The organism is Corynebacterium sp. NML180780 (assembly GCF_007786415.1).
Classification (GTDB): Bacteria; Actinomycetota; Actinomycetes; order Mycobacteriales; family Mycobacteriaceae; genus Corynebacterium; species Corynebacterium gottingense.
Genome location: NZ_VNKN01000019.1, coordinates 19,396 through 38,414 on the forward strand (window position 1 = coordinate 19,396; position 19,019 = coordinate 38,414).

The window sequence follows — 19,019 nt, forward strand, 5'->3', positions numbered from 1 at the left end:
TACTACACCTCCACATGTTTCAAGTTTTTACCAAACGTTTCTATTTCAGAATTCGCTAGGATCTCTGTTTCAGAAATTTGCCATGTGTGCTTATCATTCCCACGGACGCAAACATAATTGAAACTGTCCGCTGAGTATACTCGTCGGCCCTTTCTTTCGAGCCTTAGCAAGAAATCGCTATCTTCGCCCTTTGTGCGATTTGCAAATGGCGTTTCGACGAACACACTCCGCCATCCCACCAAAGTTGCTCCAGCTACGAAATTTCGCCAAATATGCTCTTGATGTTTCCAACGACGAGCTATGACGTCACTGCCCTGTAGATAGAAGTAAATTGATCCTTTACCAACTAGATCTGCGTTCATATTTATCAGCGTATTTACTTGGTCGCGGAGGTAGTTTGGAAGATAAAAGTCGTCATCGTCAAACTTCGCAATTATCTCGCCCGAACTAGCTTGTACAAGAGCATTTAAGCATTCCCCCAAACTAGTCGATGCGTCGCGGTGTAGAACTGTAAGCCTCTCTATTCCTAGTGCGCTAGCTTGCTTACCGAGGTTAGGGTTGAGGTGGACCCCGTGTCCCACTACGACTAATTCAATGTTGCTGTACGTTTGCCTAGCAACCTGCGTGAGGAGATGCTTTAATTCTATGTCACGATTAGTTGAGCATACGATGCTCACGAGCGGTGGCGATGATTTTTCGTCCCTAAACCCAAGGGCTTGGAGTAGTGAGTTCGCTCGATGGCGATAGGTATGCTCTTCCCAAACTCGCCGTAAAGCGAGGTGGGATGTGCGTCGTCGAAGCAGGTCTGACTCCAACAACGCACGCAAAACTAACTCAGCATCCTGAGCGCGGACTGAGGGTACTTCATTTACTTTGAAAAAGTTTCGTAAAGCCATCGATTCGGTGCTTACAACCGGTGTGCCTGAACCCGCGATTTCGAATACCCGACGCGCGCACATACTGGGGCTTTCGGTCACGGAATTCACATTGAGAAACACATTGAAAGATCGGTAAGCTGCGAGGACTTCTGCATATGGGAGTGAGCCAACTACATGTTGGCGCCATTTGAGTGGAAACTGGTACTTGGAGTCCCCTCCCGCATGGCGAGAAAAAATAGTGAAAGTCGCGTCAGATTGTTGACTGACACGGTGCGCCGCGGATAGTATTACGTCCATTTGCTGTCGTCGGTTTGAAAATTTATGGCGGAAATAAGTACCGGCAAAAGCTATGTCGCCAGCGGTTTCCATAATTCCGTTGCGCGCTGGATTTTGTAGCGCTGGCTGGGCGGCAAATGGAAGGACAAATGCCGTCGCAGATGGAAAAAGACTCTCGTATTCAGCCACCTTGTTCGAGTCCGTCGTTGCGATAAAGTCAAACAATTCCGCTGTGGACTGAAAGTCCTCAAAGTGTGACGGGTCTTCCTTATTCCAAAAAACTGTGGGGATATTACGGGATCGGCACTGTTCGATTATCTCGCGGAGAGCAGGCGAGGGCGCATTCTTTCCTACGAGCTGAAACTGCCACTTTCCCCCATTGCCTGCCCAAGCGGATTCCACGAGGACAAAATCTACCGGCGGCACATGTGTACCTGGTTCTAGTGGTACAAGTGCAAACTCTGGACTCCAAGCAGCGTACGAGAACTCATCGAGAATACACCCAACTGTGAAGGGAAAATGTGGTTTGCCAAGCGGCGTGGATAGCTCGCTGCCCGGGGTGACGGAAGGGAAACCACCAGCAGATGCGTGTTTGAGCTTTGCTGTCCTGAGGAGTTTCTGGGTGCGGCGTAGTTGGTGGATGACTGGTTTTGGTGCTTTTTGTAGGATTAGGCGTTTGACGAGTGTTGCTGTTGAACGCGCTGTTCGTATGTACATTTTAGTGTGTTTGGGCATTTCGGGTCGCTCCTTAGCCTTCAGTAGTATTTGGATTATAGATTGAGAGGAGTCCGGGAATGGGTCGAAGTCACTCGGAATCGGGTGCCGCTGGTGTTGGTGGTTCGTCAGAGGGTGTCGCTGCTGAGACATTGGTGGTCAATATGCGGCGGATGCGCAAGCTGAATGTTCGTCCTGCGCTGCCGCTTTATATGGCTCAGCTTTGGGAGCGGCGGTATTTTATTGTTACAGACGCGCGGTATCGTGCTTTCCGTACGGCAAAGAGCTACAACTTGTGGAGGTTTTGGCTGATCGCTCAGCCGATGTTGGATGCTGCGATGTACGGTTTGATTTTCGGTTTCCTGCTGAAAACATCGCGGGGTGTTGATAATTTTGTCGGGTTTTTGATTCTTGGTGTCACGTTTTTTGGGTTTATGACGTCTCTTGTCAATGGTGGGCAGTCTCTGATTCAAACTTCTAGGAATCTCATTCAGGCGTTCTCTTTTCCTAAAGCGACACTGGTTTTCTCCCAGTCGTTGCGATATCTTATCGATAATCTGCCGACACTGCTCGTGGCTGTTTTTGTGGGGTTGGTTACGCAGTGGAATAAGCCATTGTCCTGGACGATTATTTTTGTCGTACCTTTGACTCTGTTGATGTGGGCGTTCGGGACTGGCCTGATGTTTATCGTGGCGCGTATTACCTCGTTTCTTCCGGATTTTAAGGTCATTATTAATGTTGGTCTCCGGGGCTGGTTCTTTAGTTCTGGAATTTTTTTCCCGCTTGAGCGCTTCGCTCATTCGCCGACACTTTACGCTCTGTTTTCGTATAACCCGGGTTATGTTTTTCTCGACGCGGTAAGGGATAGTGTTTTGTATTCTGTTGTCCCGTCTTTATCTACGTGGTTGACGCTTACCGGTTGGGGTGTGGGTCTTCTGGTCGTGGGATTGGTCTTTTTTTGGGGTGCTGAAGAGAGGTATATAAATGTCCGACAGTGACTGGCAAGGTAGTTTGCGTGGAGGCCTGCAGGAGACGGTTGTGGATGAGCCTGCTGTTGTGGCTCAGGGTTTAGGCAAGGAATATGTGCTCACTGGAGCTGCTGCTAGCGGTGGTCGGAATTTTGGGAAACACAAGCGCTCGCGAACAGTTGACGCGTTGCGGGGCGTTAGTTTTGTGGCAAGAAAAGGTGAGTCCATCGGTATTATTGGGCGTAACGGCTCGGGTAAATCGACTCTGCTCCGGATAATTTCCGGAAGTGAGGCGCCAACTACCGGAGTCATTCATGTTTCAAGCCAGCCGACGCTTCTTGGTGTGGCACCAGCACTCCAAAGTTGGTTGACGGGTGAGCAGAATGCTTACTTAGGTCTTCTCGCGTTGGGGATGCGAGCACAGGAGGCGCGGGACACGGTTCCTGAAATTATTGAATGGGCTGAGTTAGGCGAGGCTGCAACACGCCCCATGGGTACTTATTCCTCAGGTATGGGGTCAAAGCTTAGTTTCGCGATTTCTACTGCAGTGCGACCGGAAATTCTGCTCGTCGACGAGGCGCTTTCAACTGGGGACTCCGCATTTGGCTCTAAAGCGCAGGAGCGTATGGATTCGCTTTTGGAGGATGCTGGGAATATTTTCCTAGTGTCGCATACGCTTGCCGCGGTAAAACGTGCATGTGATAGGTGTATCTGGATTCATCGGGGAGATGTGATCGCGGATGGGCCGACGGATGAGATTACGTCTCAATACTCTGAGTTTTCCGGGCTTTTGAGGGAAGGGAAGAAGGTGAAATCTTCTGAGTTTCTTCAGGAAGTCCAGCGTAATTTATCGGTCGTGAGTATTAAGACTGTCAAAGAGCTATAGTTGTGGTTTCCATGTTACGTATGCGGGTAGAGTATTTGCCATGCAGTTTCCTCAGTTCTTTCGGATTAATCTTGGGCTTACTGCCCTCGGGTTCGTGACAATGGTGGCTTCTCGAATTGGGGCTTCTAGGCGTGGGCTCAGGTTCCAATCTGTGATAGATGGGGTCGGGATTGCGCTAATTGGGGCAGGCGAAGTCACAAAGCTGGTAAGGCTTGAGCGTGAATCTCAGAGGGCAGCTGAACGAGCAGGGGTTACTCAGAGGGCTTTGGGCCGGCTTGGGGCGAGAATAGGAACCGGCCCTCGAATCACACGGCCACACCAAAAGAAACTAACAAATAGCTTGAAGCTGAAGGATATTCGCGTCGCTGCAGTTTTGGACGAATTTTCGTACCAGAGTTTCGCTCCTGAATGCAATCTAGTGTCAGTAACTCCGAATAATTGGAGACAACAATTCGATCAGTTATCGCCTCAGCTGTTTCTATGTGAATCTGCGTGGTCTGGCCATGATTCAGAAAGGCGACCCTGGCAGGGAAAAGTCTATGCCTCGGAAAACTTTCCGCACGAGAATCGAACTGTCCTATTTGAAATGCTTGATTATTGTAAGAAGCAGGGCATCCCGACAGTCTTCTGGAACAAAGAGGACCCATCACATTTCGACGATCGGGTTCATAATTTTGTCGATACAGCTCTCAAGTTTGATCATATTTTTACCACAGACGTTGACTGTGTACGTCGCTATAGAGATGAGCACGGGCACCCTAGCGTGCATGTTCTGCAATTCGCGGCGCAACCTAAGCTGTTTAACCCGGTAGAGGTAGCTGAGCGAACTGATGATGCTGTTTTCGCTGGTGGTTGGTATCAGAACCATAGCCAACGATGCGAAGACATGGAGCACATTTTTGACACGGTCATTGACTCTAATCGCCAGCTTAAAATCTATGACAGGTTTTTCTACTTTAGAGACGACAACACACACAAGTACCCACTCCGTTACACGCCATATGTTTTTCCCCCGCTATCCGGGGAAAACGTGGCTAAGGCGTATAAAGAATCCGTTTTTGGTATTACTATCAATACTGAAACGGAGTCGGACACGATGTTCGCTCGTCGGATTTTCGAGCTAATGGCTTGCAATACTTTTGTTCTATCTAACTACTCAAGGGGCATCGACGAAATGTTCGGGGATACGGTGCTCTTCCTTGATCGCGATCCGGGCGCTCTGGATTCATTGAGTAGAGGAGATATAGACGAGTGGCGGAGAAGGAATCTTCGTACTGTCCTGCGCGACCACACCTATGCTAAACGATTCGAGGAGATAGTTCGGGTCTCAGGCATTTCCTTCGAATCAACTTCGCCGCATGTTGCAGCTGTCGCGGTACTTGCTGATGTACACGACATTGATCGGGTCTTTGATACGTTGTGTAATCTAAACGATCAAACGATTAAAGATCGGGTGATTATCGTTGGCCCAGCTATTAAGCCTTTCGACTATGGCCTTTTACTAAGGGACTACAACCGTAACGGTGTTCAAGTGATTCGTTTGGCAGAAGATGCTCCTCACGGGGGAGAGGTTCTTCGGGCAATAGATGCAGAACAATTTCTTATATTATGTTCGAATGAAATACCGGGCTTTATGGACTTAGACACTATAACTCGGGAACTACTGCTTCACTCCCAGTATTCATCGTATCCTGTTGCATTCGCGGGAGATCAACAACAGGCATACAATGTGGTGCAGCGTGGCCTTATGGGGCCGACCCTGGTGTCTGAAGGGGCAGTCCACGAAGTTTTGGGAGCCATTTTGAAAGGTTCCTCTTTCGGACAACTTCTAGTAGACGAGGGCTAAAAGTGAAGCAAGACATGAGCGTAATTGTTCCAATCTACAATCCCGGTCCGAAATTGGAACGATGTTTAACGTCTATTGACGCTCTACGTGACTTGATGGATATTCAGGTTGTGTTCGTCGATGACTGCTCATCCGACGGATCATACGGCAAAATTCTCGATTTCTATAGCCAAAGAGATTGGGCCACGACCAAGCGTCTCTCACATAATTCTGGATCGCCCTCTGAGCCAAGGAATATCGGTTTGACCCTCGCAACTGGTGACTATGTGATTTACCTGGATGCGGACGACGAGCTTCTTCCGGAAGGTGTTGTTGCTGCGCTCGACAGAGCACGACTAACAGGTGCTGACTTTGTCCGGGCTCCTTTGATACGTCGGGATGACAGCGGGGATCGGGTAATGAATGTAATTGAGAGTTGGAAAAAGGCGCGGACCCGCAGTGCACGGGCAGAGGCTATCGTCCGTTTTCATAGTACCACTCCGACCGCCGTATACTCTCGCGAGTTTCTAACGGCGAACTCCTTGACGTGGTGCACGGATCTACATATGGCGGAAGATGCCGTATTCCTCTATGAAGCTCTTGCTGTAGGCGATGTTGAATACTCTAATGAGCCACTGTACATCTATGACGCTTCGACCGTACGGGGACAAATTTCGGCGACTCAGCGGTACGGAGATGCTGAAATGCTAAACCATGTCGAAGCGTGGTCAAGGTCCCAACAGATTCTGATGGAGCTGGGCATTGACTACTTTGCTGTACGGGGGCAGGTCGCTCTGCAATCGGCAATCCAAAGCATGGTTGAAATAAACCGCAGCGGATTTAGTAGAAGTGCTTTTCGTCTCCTCGGGAACCTTCTGCGGAGCTACCCTGTAGTCGCTGAATATACATATCGTGATCGGTACAGTGAGATCCGGGACTTCATACTTGCGGATAGGTACGAAGAGTTTCTGCAGTCGATAAAACCAAGAATGGTGATTGCCGGGCATGACATGAAATTTATCCGTCCGGCGACGCCACTTCTTGAGCGACAATACAATATTAGATTCGATGATTGGGCGGATCATGACGAGCACGACGAAAGTCGTAGCATTGAGCTTTTGACCTGGGCGGATGTAATCTTCTGTGAATGGATGCTCGGTAACGCGGTTTGGTATTCAGAGCACAAGCTTCCTCATCAGCGCTTGTCTATTCGTGTCCATAGGTTTGAGCTGAATAGGAATTACGGCCTGCATGTAGTGGTAGAAAACGTTGATCAATTTGTAGTGATTGCACCTGCCTTGATGGATGAGCTACAACTGTCTTTCGGCATACCGCGAACGAAGATCGAATACCATCCGAACTACCTAGCTATTAATGAGTATGTTCAAGGTGATGATGGTGACCGCGTCTACAGGCTAGCGATGGTGGGAGTTGTGCCAAAGCTGAAAGGCCTTCATAGGGCACTAAGACTATTGGCCGACTTGCGAAAAAAAGACCCTAAATACACCCTGACTTTGCTCGGAAAACACCCATCTGATCTACCGTGGGTCGCGAACGATTCCGATGAGATGGCTTATTATCGAGAGTGCCAACGGTATATCGAAGACCATGATCTCGGAGAAGCCGTTGATTTTGCAGGTTGGGTAAATCCAAAGCGAGAACTGGCAAACTTTGGCATTGTACTATCATTGAGTGACATCGAAGGCTCACATGTGTCTGCCACAGAAATATTCTTTGCCGGCGGCATCGGAGTACTTAGGCCGTGGCCGGGAGCGTCCTTTGTTTACCCGGCGGAATTCATCCTTCCCGATCATGAATCAATGGTTGAATTTGTTCTTTCGTGCAGAAACTTACGAAAGTTTGAGTCGATTCAAGCTGGAGGCAAAGCCGCGTTGCTGCAACTGTACGGTCACGCTTCTGGAGAAAGTCGATAGCCAGCTTTTATAAGTTTAGGGTAAGATTTGGTCAGAGACGGTGGGGCAGTCAGGAATTTAGCCACCGACGGCCAGTTTTTACGGGGCTGATTCTGTCTGCAGTGTCTTTAAACATTTAAACGAGATATGGTTAATATAACCTTTAGCTGCAAGCAGTTCCGGGACGCACGCAGTCCAATCAAGCGGAAATCAACTACTGATGAGAGTGGCCTTGTTCGCATTTGAAAAGTGAGGCCGAAGATGAATCATTTTCGGCCCCCAAGTATGTCCCGTTTAGTCACGGATAATGAACCACGCGGTACTGGATAACAACTAACCGATCACCAACCGCATGTCAATTGAGCGCAAGACGTCTCGAAGTGCCCGTTCACCTTGCCCCCTAAATACGGGTAGACGGACAGTGCCAATCTCGAATGCCTCTGCAAATAGTACAGTCACCGCGATAAATGGTGACCACCATTCGCGCGTAAAGGGGGCGTAGGGGGCAGCGAATGCTCCTGCGTTAGAAGGAATGTCAATGTTGGGCAGGTCCATGCTCCAACCAACGCGCTTGCTCGAATCGTGGAAAGTAAGTTGAAACTCGCGATCCTGATCGAAGCTGTTGTCGATCGGCGGCAATGTGAGGCCACTCGATGTTGTGTTCAGGAGGGCTGAGTTAGGTCGCCTGTTCGGATCTTTCGGCCTAAAAGTTACAGCGGAAAAGTGAACGAATGATTGCTCCAGGTAGCTTTGGAGGCTTTCTGCAACGGGCCGGTCGATTTCACCATCTACGCTGACCTTGCCTTCAATGAAAGGTCGAAAGGCAAGAACTCCCGCAGTGGCTAGGACGTTAGGCGGGATCGGACGGGGAGAAATGAATTCGCTCTGGAGCTTTCTCGGTGTTGGGCTCCCGTCGTAGTCTTCGGGGACTCCAACGATATCGCTGAAGCCAACTATATCGTCAAACGAATAACTAAACTTCATTACTTTTCACCTTCAATCGTCAAAAGGAAGTCTTGATCTCCTACCAAGTCATACACCATGGGGCCAAATTCTGGTTCTACGTTGTAGATATTTATCCACGACCGCTCTCCCCTAGGAGTGACTAACTCCAGGGCTGGCGAATCAGCTGCATCGTCGACGGTATTTTGGACCTTGACGAGATACATCCCGGGTTTACCGACCGCCGTCTCAACGGCACGGTAGAGTCCCTTTCGAACCATCCAATCTGTGTTTGCGGATGCGTTGTCGAAGAGTTCGATATCGTATCCGGCTTCTGATAGATCAAAAATGCTGGACCAACTGGAATCCTCCAACACTCCCCAGGAGTGGTGGGCTCTTCCGTCTTGCGACAGGACGGCATATTCACCCGAAAGCTGATGCTCATGTGGCATAGCGTTGGTCGTGTGCGTTCGATAGGCGAACACCTTGCGACTTGAGCGAGTTGAAGGCCCGTAAAGGGAAAGCAGGGTCTTCGGGGTGTTATTGCTTACGGCTACCCGAGGCGATTTTGAATCAGCGCCCTTTCGCTTGAATTTGCTTTGCGGAAGGGAAACGCTGGGGTGGCCAAATTGCTTAGAGGTTGCCCAAGATGCTCTTTGATAACCGCTGTCAGCATGAGTTACCTGTTTTTCATGAAGGCGCCGTAAGATCGCGAGCTTGCCGGTATGTTTGAGTTTCATGCCGTTGCGAAGCATTCGAAGCGCCATGTTCAGATCGGAACCTGATCGGAAAGTTTCATCGTAAGGCGTTGACTGCATTAGTGCACGACGCAGCATCAACGTCGGATGAAGGTATACTTGTCCGCCGAATCGGATCGCATCCTCCGAAAACTCACGGCCCGGAAACACTTCAAATCCTCCACCGGGTTTATCTTCGAAATCGACCCATCCCCCGTAAGTGCCGTCAACGTCCTCAGACAAGGCTGTGAAGTGGTCTTCGACTCGTGTAGGAAGCATTATGTCGTCATCATCGTGAATGATGATCCAGTCTGCAGTAGCTAGACTCGTTCCAATATTCCTAGCAGCTGCTAAACCGATACCGTCGGTTCGATGGATGGTGATCCGTGGGTCTCGGATTGAGCTTAGGAACTCCCAGGTTCCGTCGCTTGATCCATCGTCAATCACGACTAGCTGAAAATCTTGAACGGTTTGGATGAGTACAGACGCAAGTGCCTCCTTCAGGTAGTGAACTCTATCTTTAGTCGAAATCACCACACTAACCAGAGGTCTGGCATCTGATGGCTTATGCGTCCATCGGGTTAGGTTTCTTATTGGGCTATGATCGCTGACGAGGATCTCTGAGTTTCTGCGAACAGCATTGGATCCTTCCAAATAGCTTTCGCTGGCCGCTCTCGATGATGGGTGCCAGATATGATAGATAGCAATTTCAGGATCACTAATCCAGTCAAATCGGTACCCTAGTTTCCGCAACCGCTGTGCGAAATCAATATCTTCGCCACCGTACGTATGCATCCGTTCATCGAAGCCCCTAGCGCGGAGGTAAGCCTCGCGAGTGCAAGCGATCATTCCGCCCATGCCGTATCTGGGCCGGAAAAGCGATTCAGCTTCGCACTGATCGAAATCAATGGAGTCCAACCCGGCAAAATACTCTGCATCCATATACTCCGGTAGGTCCTTGCATTGGAGGATGCTCACCCGGGAGGTAGTGGCATTAAATCGATTCAATATGCCACTAATGGCATTCGGGGTGAAAATCATATCCGCATCTGTGCTGATGAGTATTCGTCCAGTTGATGCGGCAAATCCTGCATTGAGGGCACGGGAACGCGACCAGGGGTTGCCATTTTCTACGCGAACTGTTCTCGCGCCGACCGACCGAACGACCGTCTCAACGGCTTCCGGTTCGTCAGAGCCATAATCAACTACGATCACCTCACCTTCGGCCTTTTCCACCTGGGGTACAAGTGACGCCAGTGAAATGCTTAGACGCTCGAGCCCCCAATTTTTGAACCCAATGACGACAGATACTGTATTCACTCGTTTTACTCGCTTTCCGGTAGCTTAAAGGAGACAGTGCCCGAGGTGGTTTTCTGCTTAAGGAACACGGTCACTGCTTTTCGCGGGTCGCTTTGCTTACCCCACTGGTGTAGCTGCACTTCCATTCTAGCCGCCCCTGGTGGTACTTCCAGGGGCAGTAGCATCGGATTGTCTGGCCCGTATACGTCTGAGTCGGGGACGTACGCGAAAGGAGCTTGCAAAAAATCGGAATAGTTCAAGGCGTCAACTTTATCGCGAAGGGGTTCGCCCCTCTCATCCCAATAGCGGAATGCAGCGACGTAGTCTTTGAGGTTTACCCTCGTTGAGAAGCTAAAGATTAATGAGCTTGACGAAAAATCCACAGCTGTGGGGATGACGTATTTCGCAATATGGTTGGGGTGTGTGTTCGGTTCTGACATTTCGTCCTCTGTAGGTTCTTCCTGTGAAGGTGGGGTGCTTACGCGGGGAGTGGGCACAATATCATAGGCACCAGAAAGCACCGCGATCAATTGTTCCCATTGGGTGTATATCTTATCTGGGGAGTAGTCGGACGCTGCATTAAGGGCTGCTTTCGATCGATCTTTCCAGAGCTCATCGTCCTTGGAAAGGTCAGCCACAGCTTCCATGAACCGGGTCCGGTCACCTTTTGGAATGACGAAACCTGCCCCCCTGGAACTTGCAAACTCGCGTGTCCCCGGTCCTGCATCGTAGACCACACAGGGGGTTCCAACAGAACCTGCTTCCAGCAGCATCATTGGAAAACCTTCTCGTGGTGAACAGGAGACTACCATGCGGTGCTGGCTAAGGATATCCTGCGGGCGGGAAGTGAAACCGCAGAGTTCGACCCACTCCGAGAGGCCCTTTGTTGATACTAATTGCTTGAGGCGCCCTTCCAGTGGGCCAGTGCCGTAAATCTTCAGAGCCGGATACCCCTGGTTGCTGGCGATCGCATCCGCCCACACGTTCACTAATTCTTCTACGCCTTTTTCTGCATGCAAACGACCGACATATACACAGGCTGCATCACGATTCGCCGACGGGGGGCCAAGGTGATTTTCAATCGCATTCGGAATTGACATTCCATTGGTGATGCCGTCAGCTTCAAATTTTGAAAGATCCTCCGACGTCAAAAAGACCGCGCGATCACACGCCTGAAGAAGTCGTTCTAATAGGCGAAGGTAGCCAGCTTCTTTAGCATAATTCCATGAACTATGGTATGCGCCGATCAAATGAAATTGGCGATCAGCTTTTCGTAGAAAATTGGCATGCTCGAGATCGACCAAGCATCCATACTGGACAGCGATCACCACAGTACTGCTAGTGAGTCCGCCAAAAAATTGATTAATTTTGGTGTTGGCTCGAATCCGTGCCGAAAAAATAGCCTCATCAGATCCGGTGTTTTTCGGAGACCTGACGAGCTCTTGATATCCGGGCTCGTATATAAATTCTGTCGGGGCACCTTCCAAAAGGATGTCTGCAGAGTAATAGCGGGAAACGATGGATACCTTGAATCCCCTTCGAGTCATTTCCCTGGCAGAGTCAATAACGTGTTTTCGCACACCCCCTAACGCCGACGCGTCTTCCAAAAAATAGACGATGGAATCGATTGCCTTGCTGCTTGACCGTGCCAAAACTGGGGTCCTTTCTTCCGGTACAGTTGTCGAAATTAACCTACAGACCGACCGAGGGCACGAACCTTCCACCCGGCGGCTTTCCAATCGCTAATGGGAAGAACGTTTCGCCCATCGATTAGCAATCGCCTGTCAACGAGGTTCGCTGCCCAGACAGGATCCATCTCCCTGAATTCCCGCCACTCTGTCGCCAGGATAGTAATTTCGGCTCCGCTGAGAGCGTGCTCGAGCGAGGTGGCGTAGTCAAGAGTGGAGTTGACCTTGCGCGCATTATCCATGCCGTGAGGGTCGTAGACTCGCACCGAGGCGCCGGCAAGGGAAAGCTGATCTGCTACGGCAAGCGCTGGCGAATCGCGAACATCGTCAGAGTTTGGCTTGAATGTTGCTCCGAGAACCGTGGCTCTTCGGTCTCTAAGGCTGCCGAGCTCCTCGCGTGCGAGGTCGATCACACGCTGACGACGACGCATGTTGATTGCATCGACCTCGCGTAGGAACATCAGGGCCTGATCTGCCCCGACCTCGCCCGCACTCGCCATGAATGCACGGATGTCCTTAGGGAGACAGCCACCACCGAAGCCAAGGCCGGCACCCAGAAACTTTCGACCTATTCGATCGTCGTAACCGATGGCATCCGCAAGCTGAACCACGTCTGCGCCGGCTTTTTCGCAAACCTCGCTCACTGCATTAATGAAGGAGATCTTGGTTGCCAGAAACGCGTTCGCGGAAACCTTTACCAGTTCCGCAGTCTGCAGATTTGTCAAGATGAAGGGGGTGTCATTTGCCAGTGGGGTGGCGTAAACTTCCCGGACGATGGTTTCAGCGTTGCTGCTGCCGTGCGTGCCGAGGACTATGCGGTCTGGTTGGAGAGTGTCCTTGACTGCGTAGCCCTCGCGTAAAAACTCGGGATTCCAGGCAATCTCCACGGTCGCTCCGGGCTTAGCCAGTGCGTTGGCCCGCTCTTGCAACGCGGACGCGGTGCCGACGGGTACTGTGGATTTACCCACGATTAGGTGCTCGCCTTCGAGCTGGGGGACCAGGCTGTCGATCACTGCCTCGACGTGGCGAGTATCAGCGGCGTATGAGCCGCGCAACTGTGGAGTACCAACTCCGATGAAGTGCACGTTTGCAAAAGTGGCAGCCTCGGCATAGTCCTTCGTGAAATCCAAAAGACCTGCGTCGATGTTGCGCTTGAGGATCTTGGATAGCCCTGGTTCGTAGAACGGAACTTTTGAATTCCTCAGTGCTTCGATTTTACTTTCGTCAAGGTCTACGCCGAGCACTTCGTGGCCGAGTTCGGCCATGCAAGCCGCATGGGTCGCGCCTAGGTAACCAGTTCCAATTACTGTCATCCGCATAAGTGGACATTATGCCTTGTTTCATTCTGGATGTCCTCTTTGGGGATGAAGTTGCGCTAGGTCGCGTTAGCCTTTGCCCTCAGTGAAACTGTAGTCACGACGTGAGTAGTGTATGCGGTAAAAGGATGAAAGGATACAAACGTGGAGCAGTCGCCCATCACCCAGTTGACAGTCGTCGGCCTCGGATATATTGGCCTTCCAACTGCTGTGTTCTTCGCAAACGCCGGGTTAGCGGTGCAGGGTGTGGACACTAGTAGTCGGGTTCTTGACTCGCTCAACAATGGACAAGCCTCGTTCGATGAGCCGGGGTTCTCGCCGTTGTTGTGTGATGCGCTCGATAGCGGGTTACTGCAAGTCAGCGGGGTCGTCGAGCCGTCAGAAGCCTTCGTTATTGCTGTTCCGACGCCGTTGGGCAAGGGGCGTTCGTTCGATGATAGCTACATAAAATCGGCGGTCGATGCGATTGCACCTCACCTGAGGGGAGGTGAGTTGATTATTCTCGAATCGACTTCTACCCCTGGGACAACTGAAACAGTTGCTCGCAGGGTTCTCGGTCAACGTCCGGACCTTAGCCTCGAAGAAGGGAGGGATAACAGTGTTTATTTTGCGTATTGTCCTGAGCGCGTGATCCCAGGGAAAATAACATTGGAAATGCCCGCGAACGACCGTGTGGTTGGTGGTACCACAGAAACTGCCACTCTCATGGCTGAGGCGCTCTACTCAAATTTCGTAACTGGAAGCATCAGGTGTTCAAATGCTACAACTGCTGAGATGGTGAAGTTAACTGAGAATGCATTTCGCGATGTCAATATCGCATTTGCAAACGAACTATCGTTGATTTCTGCCGAATTGAGCGTCGACGTATGGGAATTGATAGAGCTCGCGAATCACCATCCGCGGGTGAATATTCTCTCTCCAGGCCCTGGAGTTGGTGGTCATTGTATCGCGGTTGATCCATGGTTTTTGGCGGCCTCTGCCTCCAGTGCACCATTGATACATGCAGCTAGAGCGGTTAATGATTCTAAGCCGACATTCGTTGTCGAAGAGATACAAAAAGCCATTGATTCCAATGAGTCTAAGGCGCTCTCCGTGTTCGGTCTTGCATTCAAAGCGGACGTAGGTGATCTGCGCGAATCGCCATCGCTGGAAATTGTACGAAACGTTGCCGAACGGAACCCTGCTGTTTCGGTAATGGTAGTTGAGCCGTATGTAACCTGTTTACCCCCGGCATTAAAAGATCTTGCAAACGTTACGTTGGTAAGCGTTGAAAAGGCGCTCGATGAAAGTACGTTGGCTGTAATGCTGGTGGGGCACAAGCAGTTTCTGACCGTCGATCAGGACCTGTTTGCAAGTGCCCAGTTGTTGGATTTCACGGGCAAATGGAGCAGCTAAGGCAATGTGACGCCGGTCTAATACAACTGACTTGGAGATATTGCTTGTATAGTCAGTTACGGGCGAGGCCTGGTGCGTTTGAAGTTTTAGATAATCAGTTAGAAGGGAAATCGGATGCGTGCATTAGTTACCGGGGGAGCGGGATTCATTGGTTCACATTTGGTGGATCAACTCGTAGGAAACGGCCACACTGTAACGGTCGTTGACAATCTGAGTAGTGGACGAACATCTAATCTGGCGGAGCACTCCTCGAATGGTGCAGTAGATCTGATCGAGCGAGATATTCGAGATGTTGATTTCGAATCCATCTTCAACAGCGTCGAGCCGGAAGTGGTTTTTCACCTCGCTGCTCAGATTGATGTACGCAAATCCGTTAGTGATCCGATTTTAGACGCGGAAACTAATGTACTCGCGACAATTCGAATAGCTGAGGCAGCGAGGAAGTGCGGGGTACGTAAAGTTGTCCATACCTCTTCGGGCGGCTCGATTTACGGGGAGCCTGAGCAGCTACCGACTTGCGAGAAGGCTCCTGTGGATCCGAAATCTCCTTACGCAGCCTCGAAAGTCGCAGGCGAGCTGTACCTGAACGTGTACAGGCACCTTTATGGAGTTCAAACTAGCTTTATCGCACCTGCGAACGTTTACGGGCCGCGACAAAACCCATTTGGTGAGGCGGGCGTAGTTGCGATTTTTGCTCGCCATCTTCTGGACGGAACGGAAACATGCGTTTTCGGGGGCGGTACTAATACCCGCGACTATGTGTATGTCGAAGACGTTGCGCGCGCCTTTTGCCTAGCTGCCGGGATAAAAGGAGACGGAGAAAGGTTCAACATTGGTTCTGGAACTGAAACAACTGACAGCGAACTGCACTCTGCAGTAGCGAAAGCGGTAGGTTCTGTCGACCGTCCCACCAGTAGACCAGCACGGCTAGGTGACGTCGCGCGATCGTCGCTTTCTTCTGAAAAGGCAAAGAACGTTCTCGGATGGGAGCCCCTAGTGTCTCTGGATGAGGGCATACGACGCACCGTGGATTATTTTCGCAATAGCTAGGATTTTTCGTTATGGCGGTGGATATTCTCGCTGGGGTGTCCGTCAGGAGGTAGGGCCCAACCTGGCAGGCCATATGAGATTAGTCTTGTGAGCAAGCGGACATCCTGAATCGGGCGTGCAAAAAGGTGAGCGACGCTAAATTGTCACAGCACTTCACTCGTCCCAACATCTGTAGTGCGCCGGCCCAGTAGGGATTGCCTTCCGAAGATACCCCACAGGAACGATGGTGGCGACGCAACCACCAAACTTGTGGCGATTCTTGGATTATGCTCGGGTGCGCCAAGAAGGTGCATTCCCTGTGTTCGATTCCGTACCCTCATTGTCTTGAATAGGCGATATGTCGGAGGCGTAGCCGATAACGTCGTGGAATCCTTCACAGCCTATGATGGCGGATTCGTCATCTTAACGTGCCGCTGCCCGTTGCGCTGTGCCACAGGCAAACAGGCACAGAAATCTACATAAGCGACGTTAAAGAAGGAATGCTGCCAACTACCTTGGGCGAATCAGGAACAGTGGTAGTTCTGACCGAAGCTCGTAGTATTTGGATTATAGATTGAGAGGAGTCTGGGAATGGGTCGAAGTCGCTCGGAATCGGGTGCCGCTGGTGTTGGTGGTTCGTCAGAGGGTGTCGCTGCTGAGACATTGGTGGTCAATATGCGGCGGATGCGCAAGCTGAATGTTCGTCCTGCGCTGCCGCTTTATATGGCTCAGCTTTGGGAGCGGCGGTATTTTATTGTTACAGACGCGCGGTATCGTGCTTTCCGTACGGCAAAGAGCTACAACTTGTGGAGGTTTTGGCTGATCGCTCAGCCGATGTTGGATGCTGCGATGTACGGTTTGATTTTCGGTTTCCTGCTGAAAACATCGCGGGGTGTTGATAATTTTGTCGGGTTTTTGATTCTTGGTGTCACGTTTTTTGGGTTTATGACGTCTCTTGTCAATGGTGGGCAGTCTCTGATTCAAACTTCTAGGAATCTCATTCAGGCGTTCTCTTTTCCTAAAGCGACACTGGTTTTCTCCCAGTCGTTGCGATATCTTATCGATAATCTGCCGACACTGCTCGTGGCTGTTTTTGTGGGGTTGGTTACGCAGTGGAATAAGCCATTGTCCTGGACGATTATTTTTGTCGTACCTTTGACTCTGTTGATGTGGGCGTTCGGGACTGGCCTGATGTTTATCGTGGCGCGTATTACCTCGTTTCTTCCGGATTTTAAGGTCATTATTAATGTTGGTCTCCGGGGCTGGTTCTTTAGTTCTGGAATTTTTTTCCCGCTTGAGCGCTTCGCTCATTCGCCGACACTTTACGCTCTGTTTTCGTATAACCCGGGTTATGTTTGTCTCGACGCGGTAAGGGATAGTGTTTTGTATTCTGTTGTCCCGTCTTTAACTACGTGGTTGACGCTTACCGGTTGGGGTGTGGGTCTTCTGGTCGTGGGATTGGTCTTTTTTTGGGGTGCTGAAGAGAGGTATATAAATGTCCGACAGTGACTGGCAAGGTAGTTTGCGTGGAGGCCTGCAGGAGACGGTTGTGGATGAGCCTGCTGTTGTGGCTCAGGGTTTAGGCAAGGAATATGTGCTCACTGGAGCTGCTGCTAGCGGTGGTCGGAATTTTGGGAAACACAAGCGCTCGCGAACAGTTGACGCGTTGCGGGGCGTTAGTTTTGTGGCAAGAAAAGGTGAGTCCATCGGTATTATTGGGCGTAACGGCTCGGGTAAATCGACTCTGCTCCGGATAATTTCCGGAAGTGAGGCGCCAACTACCGGAGTCATTCATGTTTCAAGCCAGCCGACGCTTCTTGGTGTGGCACCAGCACTCCAAAGTTGGTTGACGGGTGAGCAGAATGCTTACTTAGGTCTTCTCGCGTTGGGGATGCGAGCACAGGAGGCGCGGGACACGGTTCCTGAAATTATTGAATGGGCTGAGTTAGGCGAGGCTGCAACACGCCCCATGGGTACTTATTCCTCAGGTATGGGGTCAAAGCTTAGTTTCGCGATTTCTACTGCAGTGCGACCGGAAATTCTGCTCGTCGACGAGGCGCTTTCAACTGGGGACTCCGCATTTGGCTCTAAAGCGCAGGAGCGTATGGATTCGCTTTTGGAGGATGCTGGGAATATTTTCCTAGTGTCGCATACGCTTGCCGCGGTAAAACGTGCATGTGATAGGTGTATCTGGATTCATCGGGGAGATGTGATCGCGGATGGGCCGACGGATGAGATTACGTCTCAATACTCTGAGTTTTCCGGGCTTTTGAGGGAAGGGAAGAAGGTGAAATCTTCTGAGTTTCTTCAGGAAGTCCAGCGTAATTTATCGGTCGTGAGTATTAAGACTGTCAAAGAGCTATAGTTGTGGTTTCCATGTTACGTATGCGGGTAGAGTATTTGCCATGCAGTTTCCTCAGTTCTTTCGGATTAATCTTGGGCTTACTGCCCTCGGGTTCGTGACAATGGTGGCTTCTCGAATTGGGGCTTCTAGGCGTGGGCTCAGGTTCCAATCTGTGATAGATGGGGTCGGGATTGCGCTAATTGGGGCAGGCGAAGTCACAAAGCTGGTAAGGCTTGAGCGTGAATCTCAGAGGGCAGCTGAACGAGCAGGGGTTACTCAGAGGGCTTTGGGCCGGCTTGGGGCGAGAATAGGAACCGGCCCTCGAATCACACGGCCACACCAAAAGAAACTAACATTTCGGAGAGCACCGATTGGCGGGTCGGACGTTTAAGGGTTTTATCCGGCTGGTGGACGTACCATTTCATCTGAGATGCGCTTTAGCTTATTTTCGGACTTTGTAGGACGTAGAAACCAAGACACTATCTCAAGTTGTTTCGGGAATTAAGATCTGTGAGTTTGCGTCTGCTACCGGTGTGATCGGCCAGGCAGTGTTTCTTTGTCCAAGTGGTATCGGTGCTTTTCCGGTGCAAAATGAAGCGTCCTGGGTTTAGTTCCTACCTCTGCTAAGGAAGGATTGGCACTATGCCCAGAAAGTATTCCGCCGAATTCAAGGAGAAGGCGGTCCATCAAGTCCTAGAGATGGTCCGTCTGGAGTCCTGCTCACGGCAACGCGCGTACGAGGAAGTCGGAGAGCTTCTTGGCGTGTCCCACCACACGTTACGCGCCTGGTACCGTGACAGCGTCGCCCA

14 protein-coding genes are annotated in these 19,019 nt (G+C 50.8%); 9 read left to right on the forward strand and 5 right to left on the reverse strand.

Annotated features, from left to right (window positions below; all coding sequences use genetic code 11):
* Positions 1–2: 2 nt before the first annotated feature.
* Entirely contained in the window at positions 3–1,889 is a 1,887-nt protein-coding gene (locus FPP74_RS11415) for a glycosyltransferase (protein WP_186439443.1), read from the reverse strand.
* 59 nt (positions 1,890–1,948) lie between these two features.
* Here FPP74_RS11415 and FPP74_RS11420 point away from each other — a divergent pair, with 59 nt between their 5' ends.
* The 4 genes from FPP74_RS11420 (at position 1,949) to FPP74_RS11435 (ending at position 7,481) form a co-directional block, all read left to right on the forward strand.
* Complete coding sequence (locus FPP74_RS11420) at positions 1,949–2,866, forward strand: ABC transporter permease (RefSeq protein WP_144718641.1); 918 nt, start codon at positions 1,949–1,951, stop codon at positions 2,864–2,866.
* Positions 2,853–3,722 (forward strand): ABC transporter ATP-binding protein, encoded by an 870-nt coding sequence (locus FPP74_RS11425; protein ID WP_095553543.1) that lies wholly within the window; start codon positions 2,853–2,855, stop codon positions 3,720–3,722. The genes FPP74_RS11420 and FPP74_RS11425 overlap by 14 nt, the downstream gene beginning before the upstream one ends.
* Positions 3,723–4,062: 340 nt before the next feature.
* Entirely contained in the window at positions 4,063–5,568 is a 1,506-nt protein-coding gene (locus tag FPP74_RS11430; RefSeq protein ID WP_158221615.1) for a glycosyltransferase, read from the forward strand.
* A gap of 2 nt (positions 5,569–5,570) precedes the next feature.
* Entirely contained in the window at positions 5,571–7,481 is a 1,911-nt protein-coding gene (locus tag FPP74_RS11435; RefSeq protein ID WP_095553541.1) for a glycosyltransferase, read from the forward strand.
* A gap of 312 nt (positions 7,482–7,793) precedes the next feature.
* Here the strand turns inward: FPP74_RS11435 and FPP74_RS11440 are convergent, their stop codons facing one another.
* The 4 genes from FPP74_RS11440 to FPP74_RS11455 are packed head-to-tail and all read right to left on the reverse strand — an operon-like array spanning position 7,794 to position 13,445.
* Positions 7,794–8,444, reverse strand: a complete 651-nt coding sequence (locus FPP74_RS11440; protein ID WP_144718644.1) for a hypothetical protein — start codon at positions 8,442–8,444, stop codon at positions 7,794–7,796.
* The gene (locus tag FPP74_RS11445; protein WP_095553540.1) at positions 8,444–10,459 is read right to left on the reverse strand and encodes a glycosyltransferase; all 2,016 of its coding nucleotides are present in this window, start codon (positions 10,457–10,459) and stop codon (positions 8,444–8,446) included. Before FPP74_RS11445 ends, FPP74_RS11440 begins: the two co-directional genes overlap by 1 nt.
* Positions 10,460–10,464: 5 nt before the next feature.
* Positions 10,465–12,090, reverse strand: a complete 1,626-nt coding sequence (locus FPP74_RS11450; protein WP_144718647.1) for a glycosyltransferase — start codon at positions 12,088–12,090, stop codon at positions 10,465–10,467.
* A gap of 35 nt (positions 12,091–12,125) precedes the next feature.
* Positions 12,126–13,445 carry a UDP-glucose/GDP-mannose dehydrogenase family protein gene (locus FPP74_RS11455; RefSeq protein WP_186439444.1) on the reverse strand — a complete coding sequence of 440 codons (1,320 nt, stop codon included), beginning with the start codon at positions 13,443–13,445 and terminating at the stop codon, positions 12,126–12,128.
* 141 nt (positions 13,446–13,586) lie between these two features.
* Between FPP74_RS11455 and wecC the strand changes: the two genes are divergently transcribed.
* The 5 genes from wecC to FPP74_RS11480 form a co-directional block, all read left to right on the forward strand.
* The gene (wecC, locus tag FPP74_RS11460) at positions 13,587–14,837 is read left to right on the forward strand and encodes a UDP-N-acetyl-D-mannosamine dehydrogenase (protein WP_233126946.1); all 1,251 of its coding nucleotides are present in this window, start codon (positions 13,587–13,589) and stop codon (positions 14,835–14,837) included.
* 114 nt (positions 14,838–14,951) lie between these two features.
* Positions 14,952–15,887, forward strand: a complete 936-nt coding sequence (locus FPP74_RS11465; RefSeq protein ID WP_095553538.1) for an NAD-dependent epimerase/dehydratase family protein — start codon at positions 14,952–14,954, stop codon at positions 15,885–15,887.
* A gap of 570 nt (positions 15,888–16,457) precedes the next feature.
* The gene (locus tag FPP74_RS11470; RefSeq protein ID WP_144718650.1) at positions 16,458–17,375 is read left to right on the forward strand and encodes an ABC transporter permease; all 918 of its coding nucleotides are present in this window, start codon (positions 16,458–16,460) and stop codon (positions 17,373–17,375) included.
* Positions 17,362–18,231 carry an ABC transporter ATP-binding protein gene (locus FPP74_RS11475; protein ID WP_095553543.1) on the forward strand — a complete coding sequence of 290 codons (870 nt, stop codon included), beginning with the start codon at positions 17,362–17,364 and terminating at the stop codon, positions 18,229–18,231. Before FPP74_RS11470 ends, FPP74_RS11475 begins: the two co-directional genes overlap by 14 nt.
* A 621-nt stretch (positions 18,232–18,852) precedes the next feature.
* Positions 18,853–19,019, forward strand: a 167-nt coding sequence (locus FPP74_RS11480; protein ID WP_144718483.1) for a transposase, incomplete at its 3' end; no start/stop codon positions are given.

Coding starts and splice junctions, on each gene's coding strand:
- FPP74_RS11415 (WP_186439443.1), bottom strand. CDS start 1,889: ATGCCCAAACACACTAAAATGTACATACGAACAGCGCGTTCAACAGCA.
- FPP74_RS11420 (WP_144718641.1), top strand. CDS start 1,949: ATGGGTCGAAGTCACTCGGAATCGGGTGCCGCTGGTGTTGGTGGTTCG.
- FPP74_RS11425 (WP_095553543.1), top strand. CDS start 2,853: ATGTCCGACAGTGACTGGCAAGGTAGTTTGCGTGGAGGCCTGCAGGAG.
- FPP74_RS11440 (WP_144718644.1), bottom strand. CDS start 8,444: ATGAAGTTTAGTTATTCGTTTGACGATATAGTTGGCTTCAGCGATATC.
- FPP74_RS11455 (WP_186439444.1), bottom strand. CDS start 13,445: ATGCGGATGACAGTAATTGGAACTGGTTACCTAGGCGCGACCCATGCG.
- FPP74_RS11465 (WP_095553538.1), top strand. CDS start 14,952: ATGCGTGCATTAGTTACCGGGGGAGCGGGATTCATTGGTTCACATTTG.
- FPP74_RS11470 (WP_144718650.1), top strand. CDS start 16,458: ATGGGTCGAAGTCGCTCGGAATCGGGTGCCGCTGGTGTTGGTGGTTCG.
- FPP74_RS11475 (WP_095553543.1), top strand. CDS start 17,362: ATGTCCGACAGTGACTGGCAAGGTAGTTTGCGTGGAGGCCTGCAGGAG.